At 60.8% G+C, this 13,424-nt stretch carries 9 protein-coding genes; 4 read left to right on the top strand and 5 right to left on the bottom strand.

The genetic code is table 11. From position 1 onward, the window contains the following. Nucleotides 1-3: 3 nt before the first annotated feature. Both B149_RS0114535 and B149_RS0114530 read left to right on the top strand, forming a co-directional pair. Nucleotides 4-2,130 carry an acetate--CoA ligase family protein gene (locus B149_RS0114535; protein ID WP_018125898.1) on the top strand — a complete coding sequence of 709 codons (2,127 nt, stop codon included), beginning with the start codon at nt 4-6 and terminating at the stop codon, nt 2,128-2,130. Nucleotides 2,131-2,206: 76 nt separating this feature from the next. Beyond that, entirely contained in the window at nt 2,207-3,268 is a 1,062-nt protein-coding gene (locus B149_RS0114530; protein ID WP_018125897.1) for a phosphotransacetylase family protein, read from the top strand. 978 nt (nt 3,269-4,246) lie between these two features. On the opposite strand, the gene B149_RS18955 is transcribed toward B149_RS0114530, so the two are convergent. Both B149_RS18955 and chrA read right to left on the bottom strand, forming a co-directional pair. Next, nucleotides 4,247-6,658: a Cache 3/Cache 2 fusion domain-containing protein gene (locus B149_RS18955; RefSeq protein WP_018125896.1), complete on the bottom strand. Its 2,412-nt coding sequence runs from the start codon at nt 6,656-6,658 to the stop codon at nt 4,247-4,249. Nucleotides 6,659-6,792: 134 nt separating this feature from the next. Next, nucleotides 6,793-7,944, bottom strand: coding sequence for a chromate efflux transporter (gene chrA, locus B149_RS0114520; protein WP_026167639.1), 1,152 nt, complete (start codon nt 7,942-7,944; stop codon nt 6,793-6,795). Between the two features lie 112 nt (nt 7,945-8,056). Here chrA and B149_RS0114515 point away from each other — a divergent pair, with 112 nt between their 5' ends. Next, nucleotides 8,057-9,154 carry an AI-2E family transporter gene (locus tag B149_RS0114515; RefSeq protein WP_018125894.1) on the top strand — a complete coding sequence of 366 codons (1,098 nt, stop codon included), beginning with the start codon at nt 8,057-8,059 and terminating at the stop codon, nt 9,152-9,154. A gap of 19 nt (nt 9,155-9,173) precedes the next feature. Here B149_RS0114515 and B149_RS0114510 read toward each other — a convergent pair whose 3' ends face one another. The 3 genes from B149_RS0114510 to B149_RS0114500 form a co-directional block, all read right to left on the bottom strand. Then, nucleotides 9,174-10,568 carry a sensor histidine kinase gene (locus B149_RS0114510; RefSeq protein WP_018125893.1) on the bottom strand — a complete coding sequence of 465 codons (1,395 nt, stop codon included), beginning with the start codon at nt 10,566-10,568 and terminating at the stop codon, nt 9,174-9,176. 90 nt (nt 10,569-10,658) lie between these two features. Beyond that, nucleotides 10,659-11,756, bottom strand: a complete 1,098-nt coding sequence (locus B149_RS0114505; RefSeq protein WP_018125892.1) for a permease — start codon at nt 11,754-11,756, stop codon at nt 10,659-10,661. A gap of 4 nt (nt 11,757-11,760) precedes the next feature. Next, nucleotides 11,761-12,078 (bottom strand): ArsR/SmtB family transcription factor, encoded by a 318-nt coding sequence (locus B149_RS0114500; RefSeq protein ID WP_245533224.1) that lies wholly within the window; start codon nt 12,076-12,078, stop codon nt 11,761-11,763. A 132-nt stretch (nt 12,079-12,210) separates the two neighbouring features. Between B149_RS0114500 and serB the strand changes: the two genes are divergently transcribed. Next, nucleotides 12,211-13,419: a phosphoserine phosphatase SerB gene (gene serB / locus B149_RS0114495; protein WP_018125890.1), complete on the top strand. Its 1,209-nt coding sequence runs from the start codon at nt 12,211-12,213 to the stop codon at nt 13,417-13,419. Nucleotides 13,420-13,424: the final 5 nt, after the last annotated feature.

Below are 13,424 nucleotides of genomic sequence, written 5' to 3'. Positions count from 1 at the left end.
TTTATGATGATTTCCGTCGACAGGTCCAAAGCTCTTTTCCACCCGGACTCCGTGGCCGTGGTGGGTGCATCGCGCAGTTCCTCGAAACTGGGGAACCTCGTGGTCGCCAACCTGCAGGCCGCAGGATACAAGGGGAAAATCTTTCCAGTCAATCCCGCAGGCGGAACCATCCGCGATCTGCCCGTCTTCACCTCCTGTGCCGACCTGCCCCGGCCGCCCGACCTCGGCGTCATATGCCTGCCGCGCGACAAGGTGCTCGACGCCATGCGCGAGCTGGCCGATGCCCACGTGGGCGCCATAGCCGTGCTCTCCGCCGGATTCCGCGAGACCGGCCGCGACGGGCTGGCACTGGAACTGAAAATGGCGGAGATGGCCGCGCGGTACAATTTCACCCTGCTCGGCCCCAACAGCCTCGGCATCATCGACGCGTCCTCCGGGCTCAACGCCTCCATCGCGCAGGACGCACCCATGCCCGGCAACATCGGCTTCTTCTCCCAGTCCGGCGCCCTCTGCGCATCCGTGCTCGACTGGTCGCTGGAGAACGGCATCGGCTTTTCCCGCTTCCTGAGCCTCGGCAACAAGGCCGGCATCACCGAGGCCGACGCCCTTGAGACCCTCGGAGACGACCCCGCCACCTCGGTCATCATCGGCTACCTCGAATCCCTCGACAACGGCCGCGACTTCATGAACGCCGCCGCCCGCGTCACCGGGCACAAGCCCGTCATCATGATCAAGGCAGGCGTCACGCAGGCAGGTGCCCGCGCCGTTTCCAGCCACACGGGTGCCGTGGCCGGATCCGAAGCCGCCTGCACCGCTGCGTTCAAACAGTCCGGCATCATCGTGGCCGACGGGCTCGACTCGCTTTTCGATCTCGCCCGTGCCTTCTCCACACAGCCGCTGCCCAAGGGTCCGAACCTGACCGTGGTCACCAACTCCGGCGGTCCCGGCATCCTCGCCGCTGACGCCTGCGAGAACTCGGATCTCGAACTGCCCCGACCCTCCGACGCCACACTGGAGAAACTACGCGAAGCCCTGCCGTCCTACGCGGCCCTCTACAATCCCATCGACATCATCGGCGACGCGGGCGCAGACCGCTACAAGGCCGCTCTGGAAGCCGTGGCCGAAGACCCGGCCACGCACAGCGTCCTCGCGCTGCTCACGCCGACGGCATCCGCGGAGATCATGGAGACCGCACAGATCATCGCCGAGGTCTCCAAAAACTCCGACAAACCATTTTTCGCCTGTCTCATGGGCGACGAAAAAGTCGGCCCGGGCCGCGACTTCCTGCTCGAATCCGGCATTCCCTGCTACGCTTATCCCGAGCCCGCCGTTGCCGCCGCAGACGCCATGTACACCCAGTGGCGCTGGCAGACCCGGCAGTACCCGGTGGAAATATGCTTCCGCCGCGACCGGGGCAAGGCCGAGAAAGTCTTCAAATCCATGCGCGACATCGGCCTGAGCGAAATCTCCGGTCCGCAGGCCTTTGACGTAGCCTACGCCTACGAACTGCCCGTGCCCGAAACCAAGCTGGCCCGCACAGCGGATCAGGCCGTGAAGCACGCCAAGAAAATCGGCTATCCCGTAGTTCTCAAGCTCGTGGCCGAAGGCGTGGGCGACATCAGCGAATTCGGCGGCGTCAGGCTCGCCCTGCACACCCCCGACGATGTGCGGCAGGCCTTTTTCGATATTACCTCCGCCACCACCCGCAACCGACCGGACGCGCACGTCTCCGGCTGTTTCGTTCAATCCATGGGCCCCGAAAACGCCCCGGAATGCACCGTGCGCATCAAGCAGGACCCGCAGTTCGGCCCGCTGCTCGAATTCGGCATGTCCGGCCCGTCAGCGGAATTTCTCGGCGATAGAGCCTACCGCATCGCCCCGCTCACCGTACAGGAAGCACAGGCCGTGATCCGCGAAATCCGCCTGTTCCCCCTGCTGCAGGGCGCACGAGGCAAGAAGGCCGCCGATCTCAAGGCCCTCGAAGATATCGTCCTGACCATGTCCCAGTTCGCAAACGACTTCCCCGAAGTGCTCGAAGCCGAACTCGACCCCGTCATAGCCGGTCCCGAAGGGGCACTCGTCACCGGAATACGCGTCGTGCTCGGCGAGCCTTGCCAACCGCGCGACTGATGCGCTACATGCTTGAAAGAATGGAAAGCGCCACGCACTGATCCGGCGCCAACCGAAACAACAAAGGATGCATGCAATGCCCGGTCTCTACATAGGTTCCACCAGCGGTTACTCAGGCAAGAACATGATCGTCATGGGCATCGGCCAAAAGCTCCTCAAGGACGGGCTGAACATCGGCTACATGAAGCCCGTCGGCGCCATGCCCGTGGAATCCGACGGCAAACTCGGCGACGAGGACGCCCTCTTCGTGCAGGACATCCTCGGCCTCGAACAGGATCCCGAAATGGTCACCCCCGTCGTGGTCACCCAGGACTTCAAGGTCAAAGCCTTCACCGGCAAGATCGACGGCCTCTCCGACCGCATCGCCGACTGCTACCAGAACATTTCCAAGGACCGCGACCTGACCCTCGTGGCAGGCTCCGGCTCCATGTACTCCGGCAAATACTGCGACACCGACGCCGTCACCATCATCAAGAAGCTCGGCATCAAGGCAGTCATCATCGACCGCTTCGAAAAAGAGTTCAAATACGACTACCTCGCCATGATGAAGGAACACCTCGGCGACCAGCTCGCAGGCGTCATCCTCAACGACGTGCCCCCGCACTTCATGGAAGAAGTCAACCAGCTGCTCGCACCCTTCTTCGAACGGCGCGGCATCAAGGTCCTCGGCGTCATCCCCAGAGACCCCCTCATGGGCGCCATCAAGGTAGGCGACCTCGCAGACCGCCTCGGCGGCAAGATCATCTCCGCACACAACAAGGCGGATCGCGTCGTCGAAAGCTTCCTTATCGGCACCATGCAGGTCGAAAACTTCATGACCCACTTCCGCAAAAAGAAAAACTCCGCCATCATCGTTGGCGGCGACCGCTCCGACGTGCAGCTCGTGGCCCTCGAAGGCGACTGCCCCTGCCTCGTGCTCACAGGAAACCTCTACCCCAACGATATCATCCTCACCCGCTCCGAAGTGCTCGAAACACCCATCATCATGGTGCGCGAAGATACCTACTCCGTCGCCAAGAAAATGGACTCCATACTCTCTCGCCACAAACTGCGCGACGCCATCAAAATCAAACAGGGCGCCGACCTCGTGGCAGAAAATATCGACTTCCAGTACCTCAAGAACGAACTCGGCATTTAGGAAGCACCATCTTTTCAGAAAAAAGGAGCGCGGTTTTACCGCGCCCCTTTTTGGTGTGCCTCCGGCGGGCCTTTCAGGCGGACCAAAGGGGCGGGCCCCCTTTGGAATCCCTGAGTTGTCAGCGGGCTTGCAGCTGCCGGGGTCATGCGGCCGCACAACCCGCGTCCCAGCTGCAACCCCGCTGACGAGAATCTATGTTCTGTGCGTCTTGGCTGACGAGCTTCCNTAGCAGAACTGAGTTAAGCGGGATTCCGTCAGCCCACAGACTTCCCACCTGNACTTCCAACAAAGCTTCTACTCCCGCCAACCAAGTACCGCAGCAATGCCGATCGAGGCATAGAGGCTCTTTTGACCGGTCACGCAGGTCCGGGTGATGTTTGTAGGCACAAACATTTCTCCAGGAGCAGTGACCGCGTCATAGAGCCTCTCGCCGAGAGCGGCGGCGTTCCCCCACAAGCGCAGTTTTTGCCTTCTTTTTTCTGCGCAAGCAAAAAGGAAGGTCGGCCAACAGGCCGAAACCTGCAAATGGTATAAACGACAATGCCTCCGGCGGGCCCCTCAGGCGGACCAAAGGGGCGGGCCCCCTTTGGAATCCCTGCGTTGTCAGCGGGCTTGCAGCTGCCGGGTTCATGCGGCCGCATAACTCGCGTTCCAGCTGCAAACCCGCTGACGGGAATTTGTGTTCAATGTGTCATGGCTGCACGGTTTGGAGCTGCTTAGGTTCGTCATATCCCTCAGAGCTAAAAAACCGCCGTCAGCATATACGCCAAGCCGCCTCCGCACCTTAGCTTTCGGAAAGCCGAGTGCGGCTTGGCAACACAAATGTTTTTGGGAGATTCTTAAGAACCCTTTTGCAAAAGGGTTCTTAAGCCCCCGGAGGGTACCCGAAGGGCCGCCGGAGGCACAAGTAAAGGGCGGGCCCATGGGCCCGCCCTTTACTTGTCTGTATTGTCTGTCGTTGAAAACGAAGGCCTTCGTTTATTCCTGCATCCGTTCGATGAGCTGTTGCAGTTTTGAGGCCTGTGCGGCGAGCGATTCGATGGCTTCGCGCGACTCTTGCATGGCTCGGGCGGTTTCGGAGGAGATGGTGTTGATCTCGTCCGTGGCGCGGTTGACTTCTTCGCTGGTGGCGGACTGTTCTTCCGCGGCGGTGGCGATGTTTCGGACCTGATCTGCGGATTGTTCCACGAGCGCCTGGATTTCGGTCATGGAGGCTCCGGCCTTTCCGGCGAGTTCGGTACCTTCGGTGATGGCGGCGACGGCCTCTTCGGTGGATTCGAGGTTTTCTCTGGCACCGTCCTGAATATCCCGAACGGCCTGTCCCACTTCCTTGGTGGCGGCCATGGTCTTTTCGGCCAGTTTGCGGACTTCGTCGGCGACGACTGCGAAGCCTCGTCCCGCCTCGCCTGCGCGGGCGGCTTCAATGGCGGCGTTGAGCGCGAGCAGGTTGGTCTGGTCGGCGATGTCTTCTATAACCTGCATGACGGTGCCGATGCCGTCGGCCTGTTCTCCGAGGGTGCTCATGCTGTTTCTGAGTTGCTCGGAGCGTGCTTCGATGCGGTTGATGGCGCGAACCACCTGCTCCACGATGTTGGCTCCGTCCTGCGCCTGCTGCTTGGCATTATCGGCGTTTTCGGCGGCATCGGAGGCATTTTTGGCGACTTCCAGCACGGTGGCGTTCATCTGTTCCATGGCGGTGGATGTTTCGGCCACGCGTTCCTGTTGCAAGTCGGTGCCGCGTGAAGCCTGTTCGACTTGCGCGGCGAGTTGTTCGGCGGCCGAGGAGAGCTGCTCCGAGATGGTGTCGGCTTCCTGCGCGATGTTCACGATGTTCTCGCGCTGGGCCACGGCCCGGCGTTCGCCCTGCTTGATGGCGGTCATGTCCTTGATAAGGGTGAAGCCGCCGATGATCTTGCCGTCGAGATCCTTGAGGGGGGCCGAATCAACTATGATGTCGTACCGTTTGCCCTTCTCTGTTTTTCCGGAGGTCTCGACACCGAGCAGGCATCTGTCCTGATGCAGGCATTCGTGCAGCTTGGTCCTCTGACTGGAATCGCCGTAGACGAACTCGCCGAAGGGTTGTCCGATGTAGTCATCGGGCTTTCCGGGCTTGTCGAAGAGGTCAAGTTCCTGCTGGTTGATGAAGGTTATCCGTTCATCCATGTCTACCACGACGCACGGAATGGTAATGCCGCTGAGAAGCCCCTGCGCAAAGCCGAGCTTGGTCTTGAGTTCGGCGGTCATGTCCCGAACGGCATCGATCGTTTCGCCAATGGCGTCGCGGGCGGGGTAGCTTATTTCCGCATTGTAGTTGCCTTCCGCCACCTTGTGCGTGAAGGCGGAGAGTCCTCGCAGGGGGCGCACCACCACGCGGACAAGCAGCACGAGAATCAGCGAGATGACCAGCAAGGCTGCGGCGGCGATTCCGACATTCCAGTAAAGGACCTTCTTGTCCACGCCGTGCATCATTTCCGTCTGGGTGAGAGAGAAGCCGTAACTCCAGCCCCATGGCTCGAAATACTTGATGAAGACCTGCTTATCGTCGCCTCGGAAGACGTATTTGACGATGCCGTCCTTTTCCTCGCTGAAGTCGGACCAGAAGGAATAGTCGGCCAGAGTCTTGCCTTCGAGGCTGGGGTGCAGAATCAGGGTTCCCTTGCGGTTGAAAATGAATCCGTAGCCTTCGCCGCCGATGCTTGCGGCTTCCACGGCCTTGCGAAATTCGTCGGTAAGAATCTTGCGCCCCACGTAGACCACGCCGATGATCTCGCCGGAGGCGTTCTTGAGCGGTCTGTAGCCGGTCTGGTACCACGCGTTCACCACGTAGGCGATGCCGTAATAGGTTTCGCCTTTCATTATGGTCTTGTAGACCGGGCTGGACGACGGAATGTAGGTGCCCACAGCACGGCTGCCGTCTTTCTTCTGCACGTTCGTCGAGATGCGCAGCAGCTTTCCGGGCAGCAATTGAAATATGGTTGCCGTACCGCCCACGCGCTTCTGCACCCTGTCCACGACGTCGTAGTTCTGCGTCACCGTGTTCAGGCCCATCTTCATCTTCGGGATGGTCACCCGCTCGGTTTTGCCCGTGATCTGGTTCACGATGGTCATGGACGTGGTATCGTTTCGATCCAGATACGGTGTCCCTTCTTCCTCGATCTCCGCATCCATGTAGGAAAGGTCGCCTTTGACCTTGTCCGCGAGCGTGGACTGCTGCATCTCCATCATGCGGTAGATGCTCTCCGAGAAGGCCTCCATGGATGTTTCGCCCAGAACCGTGAGCGAACTTTGAACCTGAATGTAGGTGATGGTTGACATGGTAATGATCGCGAGGCCCACCACCGAAAGAACCCCTATCAGCAACTTGGACTGGAACGGCATGTTCTTGATCACGAAAACCCCCCGGTTTCGTTGAAATGATACGTCCGGCCTCCGCCCCCGAAAGCAACGCCACTTCGGGGAGGATTAGTTATTTTGTCACTCCGCAAATGGAAAAAGTCAATGAAATCATGTGAGCTTTTGCCCCTTTACAAAAGAAAGGTTGCAGCGGCGGCCCCGCAGACCACCACACGAAGCACGTCAACCCGCATTCTGAGGGCAATGAATGCCCCCACGGCGATGGCGACCGAGACAGCCGTCCAGTCGGTGCTCAGGACAAATCTTCCCGCTACGGCGGCCATGAGTCCCACGAGGCCGATGAGGCTGCCCTTGAGCATTCTGGCGGCAACGGGTGAGGCCACCAGAAGGCGGGATACGGGAGCGATGAAGCGCAGAATGATAAAAGAGGGGGTAAAAACCGCTACGGTTGCCACGGCGGCGCCAACCAGTCCGGCCACCTTGTATCCCACGAAGGTGGCGGTCATGACGATGGGCCCCGGGGTGAGCTGGCCCAGCGCGATGCCGTCCATGAACCCTGCTTCGGTCAGCCAACCGCGCACTTCCACCACCTCGTGCAGCATGAGCGGCACGGAGACGTACCCGCCGCCGAATGCGAAGAGGTCGATGCGGGCCATGAGCGCGGCCAGCCCACCGAGTTCAGGCAGGTAGGAGCGCAATACGAGCCAGCAGGCCACGGCAATGAGAACAAGGCAGGATGGCACGAGAAACCCGCCACGCCTGCCGCCGGGCGGTGCGTCGGGACGCAGGGCGGGGAGCTCGCGAAAAAGAGGCACTGCCAGAAGGCAGACCACCACGAGCGCGATGACCGGGTTGCCCTTGAACGCCAGCCAGATACCTGCGCCCAGGGCGAGCAGACGCGCCCTGATGGAATCGCAATACTGCAGGGCAAAATCGAACGCGGCACTGAGCACCAGCGCCACCACAACCACCTGAAGTCCGGCAAAGGCCGCCTGTATGCGGGGCAGGTCCGCGCCCTTGAAATACAGAACGGACAGGCCGAGCATGAGCAGAAAGGCCGGGAGGGAGAAACCGAGGTAAGCCACGAAGGCGCCGGCAGTGCCGCGGATGCGCAGTCCAGCCCACGCAGCCACCTGCATGGCGGTCGCGCCGGGCACGAGCTGTGCGGCACCCATGCCGAGGCTGAAATCCTTTTCATCAAGCCATCCATGGCGTTCCACCACGGCTTTTTTGATGTAGGGTATCATTGCCGGGCCGCCGAACGCGGTAGTTCCCAGCTTCAAAAAGACGCCCAGCAGAGCAAGTAGACTCGGTTTGTTCAAAGCTCCTCCATGACGTCTGGATGCCACCGGGATTCAGGTATTGCAACCTACCGCTGTGGTTGAGAATTGCCTTCGCACCTGCTATCCCATCGCTAAAGGGAGGTTCCGTCCCATGTTCAAGAACGACAAACAGTACACTCTGGACAGCGTGGTCCGCATCGGCATAACCGCCGCGTTGTTATGGGGAGCCGTGCTGCTTCTCGATACGCTCAGCGACGTTCTGCTGCCTTTCGCGGCGGCTCTGGCCTTCGCCTATTTCGTCAATCCGCTGGTGGAGCGGGTTCAAGACAAGGTGAAAAATCGCAAGCTTGCCGTGGGCCTCACGCTGAGCTCGCTTTTCGTGGTGCTCGGAACCGCCTTGTGGATCGCGGTGCCCATGGCAATTCGCGAAGTGGCCCGAACCGGCAAGTTGCTGACTTCGCTGGTGAACGACTCCAACATGGCGCAACGCGCCGTGGAATATCTGCCCGAGGACATCTGGAGGGCACTGGTGGACTTCGTGAAACGCCCCGAAGTCCGCGAGCTTCTGACGGAATCCGGCTTTCTGAACACCGCTCAGGAGGCGGCCAAGAAAGTGCTTCCCGGTGTCTGGAACCTCGTGAGCGGCACCGCAGACACCATGCTGGCGGTGGGCGGACTCATGATCATCCTGCTGTACCTCATCTTCCTGCTGGCGGATTTCGAACGTCTCAAGCACTGGACCGACCAGCTGCCGCCCTCGTGGCAGAACCCGGCCAGGGAGTTCTCCGACGAGTTCACCGGAGCCGTGGATCGCTACTTCCGCACGCAGGCATTCATTGCGCTGACCGTGGGCGTGCTGTTCTCGATCGGCTTTCTGATTCTGGGAATGCCGCTGGCCGTTCTGCTGGGCATGTTCATCGGGCTGCTGAACATGGTCCCCTACCTGCAGACGCTGGGACTCATTCCGGCCTTCATTCTGGCCGGGCTGGATGCGCTGGCCACCGGCGGGAACTTCTGGGCCGCACTAGGCGGCGTCGGGCTGATCTTCGCCGTGGTGCAGACGCTTCAGGACGGATTTCTGGTACCCAAATTTCAAGGCGACAGCCTCGGCCTTTCGCCCTGGATGATCCTGCTTTCGTTGTCTGTATGGGGGAAACTGCTGGGCTTTCTCGGGCTGGTGCTGGCTCTGCCGCTCACCTGTCTCGTACTGGCGTACTATCGCCGCAAGGTGATGCACCGACCCGCCTGAACGGGTTGATGAGGACCGGTTACAGGTCGCACTTCCGGCCGTCGCCGCTCCTCTCCGGTTCCACCTGAAACGGCAGGATGATGAATATCTCGTTCCCCTCGGGGTGCACCTTCAGGCCCACTTCGCCGCGATGCAGTTCCACCACCTGCCTTACGAAATACAGCCCGTGCCCCGAGCCCTGCTCCGCAGCGGTGTCCGAGCCCCGGAATCCGGGCTCGAAAAGCTCCATGGGATCATCCACGTTCGGCGGCTCGCCAGTGGTGAACACGAACATGCGTATGGCGCTTGCGCCCTGGCCGAAGTAGTCCTTGAGGATGCGCCAGCCATAGCTGACGAACTTGCCACGCCTGCCGTCCGGCAGTTCGACCTTGCCGGTGTACTTCACCGCGTTGGAAAAGAGATTGGCGAAGACCTGCGAAATCAGCCCCACGTCCATGTACATCCGCACGGCCTGATCCGGCGCTCCGCCAAACGATAGGTCCACCCTGATGTCCCGCTCCGCCATCCGCTCCAGATACCGCTCCAGCTGCGGTTCGATGACCTGCCTCATGAGGTTGCAGGGCCGCTTCTCCAGCACATAGCGTCCTTCCTCGAAGTGCCTGCGGCGCAACAGCGTCTCCAGAAACATGCTGGTCTGCACGTAGTGGCGGTATATCTCCTCGTACTGTTCACGCAGGCCGCCATGCATCCTGTCGAGCTTCTTGGCAATCCGGCGACAGCATTCGTTATCTGCGGCCTCGGCCTCGTCGCGCAGATCGGAGAGCGAATCGATCCGCCGTCTCAACCTGTTGAAATAAAGCTTGAAATAAATATTGGGAACAATGACGTTGTGGCCGATGTCCTCCACCAGATTCCTGATGAAGTCGAGGTGCTCGCGGCTTCTGTCGCGCAGGATGCGGTTATGGAGCTGAAACCCGACGCGGTTGGCGTACTTCTCAAGGAACAGCAGCATGTCGCTTTCGAGTTCCTGCGACATGACCACCACCAGCATCCCTATGATGTTGTCCGGCGGCGGGAACGGCAGCATGTCGTTGAATTCCGGGTTGCAGCGAATGGGGATGTACAGTCGCTTTCCCCGTCTGACGGTTTCGCTGCCCATGTCATCATCCCACGAACGAGTGATACGCGGGTTGTTGGAATAGGCGCTCGAACAGGAAGCGAGGACGAATGTCTCCTCGTCTTCCAGCACGTACATGGCGCTATCGAGTTCAAAGATGACCTTCAGAATGAGGATCAGGGTCTCGTAGAACCGATCCCTTGCCTGAAACTCCTGACTGAGGTCGAAGAAAATGGCCAGCGCGCGGCTTTTCTTCTCGTCGAACGAGTAGCGCTTGTAGTCTTCAATCTTTTCCCTGATGCGGCTTTCGACGTAGTCATCGTGCACGCCGCATTGTGTGGGCCCGTCGAAACGCATGAAGCCTCCCGGACTCTGAATGAGGGGGTCCAGGAGGCTTATATACCTTTCCGCACGCGCGGTGACAAGGAGTGCCGGAAAAAACTAATCCTACATCAACACGTTGAAGAGATACCCGACCAGCAGAATGCCCGCGCCCACCACTGCGGTGAAGACCGCAAGCAGCCGGAACTTGAGCACGCGGCGCAGGATCAACAATTCGGGCAGCGATAGGGCGATCACGGACATCATGAACGCCAGCGCGGTGCCGAGCGCCGCCCCCTTGCCGATGAGTGCATGGACAACCGGGACCATCCCGGCCGCGTTGGTATACATGGGGATGCCCATGACCACCGCCGCAGGGACGCCCCACCACGCTTCGCGGCCCATGATGCCCGCAAGGAAGTCCTCGGGCACGTATCCGTGGATGCCCGCACCCACCGCGATGCCGATCACCACATAGAGCCAGACCTTGCCCACGATCTCCTTCACGGCCTCCAGCCCGGCCCGGACGCGGTCGCTCAGCGTCATGGATACGGATGCGGGAGCGCCGCCCATGGAGAGCTGGGAGCGGACCCAGTCCTGCAGATGCGGCTCCATGTTCAGTCGTCCGATGATCCAGCCTGCCACCACGGCCACGGCAAGCCCGGTGACAAGGTAGATTCCGGCCACCTTCCAGCCGAACAGGCCGTAAAGCAGGACCAGGGCAACCTCGTTGACCATGGGCGCGGAAATCAGAAAGGAGAAGGTGACCCCGAGAGGCACACCGGCAGTGACGAATCCCACAAAGAGCGGCACTGCCGAACAGGAACAGAACGGCGTGGCAACACCCAGCGCCGCGGCAAGGCCGTTGCCTGCCAGTTGCCTGCGGCCAGCCAGCATGGCCCGCGCCCGTTCCGGCGTGAAATAGGAACGCAGAATACCCACGAAGAACACGATCAGCACCAGCAGCATCAAAACCTTTGGCGTGTCGTAAATAAAGAATGCCACCGCCGCGCCGAGCGGCTTGGCCATGTCCAGCCCGAAGACCTGCGCGGTCACATGGTCGGCGACCGGCTTGAGCATCTTGTAGATCGCAAACCACAGCACGATTGCGGGAATGCCGATCCCGAAAATCCTTGCCGCGCTCCATTGCGGAGCCTGCTTCGCACCACTGCCGTCCGACATGCACGCGCAAGGTTCCTGCGGCGCCATCTTGAGATCCTGCATGATATTACGCCCCCCGCCTCTTTGCCATCCGCTGCGCAAGACAGGCCACAAAGCCGCCCACGCAGTCCAGATCGAGCGAATAGTATTGCCAGTTGCCCTGCCGTCTGGAGCTCACCACCCCCGCGCGCTTGAGCACGGACAGGTGCCGCGAGACTGTGGACATATCCAACCCCACTGCCTCCTGAAGCTTGCAGACGCACTGTTCACCCTCGACGAGCATACAGACCATCTTCAGCCGGGCACCATGCCCCAGTGCCTTGAAAACCTCGGCGCAGCCCTCGATTCCGGCATCGGCAAGCCCTGCGGCCCCCATGTCTTCCATCGGTTCAATTTGCATGTTTGGCAAAATAGACAAACGACAGCACGGTGTCAACTGCCGAGCGAGATTTACTCCCGCCCGGTTTTGTGACACATTCCGCCGGAACACAGCAGAACCCTCACCGGAGCCCAGAGCATGGAACAGACCGTTCTCGTACACGTTACCGGACAGGACCGTCCGGGCCTGACCGCCATCCTTTCCGAAGTGCTTGCCGAATACGGCGCGGACATTCTCGACATCGGCCAGGTGGTCATTCACGACTTTCTCACGCTCGGGTTTCTTCTCAAGCTGCCCCGCGACTCGCGGCCCGTGCTCAAGGAACTGCTGTTCAAGGCGCACGAGCTCGGCGTCTCCATGAAGCTGCACCCGCTCGAAAACGAACGCTACGAAAACTGGGTGGACGCCGCAGACCGGCCCCGGCACATCGTGACCCTGCTGGCACGGGCCATCACGCCAGAGCACATCGCGGGCATATCGCGCATCATCCACGACAACGGGCTGAATATCGACACCATCCGCCGTCTTTCCGGCCGGCGACCGCTGGACGAAAGCAGGGATCCCGGACGCGCCTGCGTGGAATTCTCCGTGCGCGGCGTTCCCGGCGACCTCGGCGTGATCCGCAAGGCGTTTCTGGACATGTCCGCCGAAACAGGCGCGGACATCGCCTTTCAGGAAGACAGCATTTTCCGGCGCAACCGCCGACTGGTCTGTTTCGACATGGACTCCACGCTCATTCAGGCCGAAGTCATCGACGAGCTGGCCGTGGAAGCGGGCGTAGGCGACAAGGTCGCGGCCATCACGGAAGCGGCCATGCGCGGCGAGCTGGATTTCAAGCAGAGCCTTCGCAAGCGGCTGGCCCTGCTCGAAGGACTGGACGAAGCCGTGCTCGAAAAGGTCTACGAGCGTCTTCCACTGACCGAAGGCGCGGAGCGGCTCATCAGCAACCTCAAGCGCGTGGGCTATACCATCGCCATTCTTTCGGGTGGGTTCACCTACTTCGGAGAACGGCTACAGGAACGACTGGGCATCGACTACGTCTTCGCCAACAAGCTGGAGATTCTCGACGGCAAGCTCACGGGCCGCGCCGAAGGGATCATCGTGGATGCGGACCGCAAGGCGGAACTGCTCCAGCAGCTTGCCGAGCACGAGGGAATCAGCCTGCAACAGGTCATCGCCGTGGGCGACGGCGCCAACGACCTGCCCATGCTCAACCTCGCGGGCCTCGGCATAGCCTTCCACGCCAAGCCCAAGGTCAAGCGCGGCGCGCGTCAGGCCATCAGCTCCCTCGGGCTGGACTCCATCCTTTACCTCCTCGGCCTGCATGACCGGGAGACGCTGGAATAGCCCGG

Origin of the sequence: Desulfovibrio oxyclinae DSM 11498 (assembly GCF_000375485.1) — a bacterium.
GTDB classification, from domain to species: domain Bacteria; phylum Desulfobacterota; class Desulfovibrionia; order Desulfovibrionales; family Desulfovibrionaceae; genus Pseudodesulfovibrio; species Pseudodesulfovibrio oxyclinae.
This window is presented reverse-complemented; position numbering and strand designations above follow the sequence as displayed.

Coding starts and splice junctions, on each gene's coding strand:
- B149_RS0114535 (WP_018125898.1), top strand. CDS start 4: ATGATGATTTCCGTCGACAGGTCCAAAGCTCTTTTCCACCCGGACTCC.
- B149_RS0114530 (WP_018125897.1), top strand. CDS start 2,207: ATGCCCGGTCTCTACATAGGTTCCACCAGCGGTTACTCAGGCAAGAAC.
- B149_RS0114515 (WP_018125894.1), top strand. CDS start 8,057: ATGTTCAAGAACGACAAACAGTACACTCTGGACAGCGTGGTCCGCATC.
- B149_RS0114510 (WP_018125893.1), bottom strand. CDS start 10,568: ATGCGTTTCGACGGGCCCACACAATGCGGCGTGCACGATGACTACGTC.
- B149_RS0114505 (WP_018125892.1), bottom strand. CDS start 11,756: ATGCAGGATCTCAAGATGGCGCCGCAGGAACCTTGCGCGTGCATGTCG.
- B149_RS0114500 (WP_245533224.1), bottom strand. CDS start 12,078: ATGGAAGACATGGGGGCCGCAGGGCTTGCCGATGCCGGAATCGAGGGC.
- serB (WP_018125890.1), top strand. CDS start 12,211: ATGGAACAGACCGTTCTCGTACACGTTACCGGACAGGACCGTCCGGGC.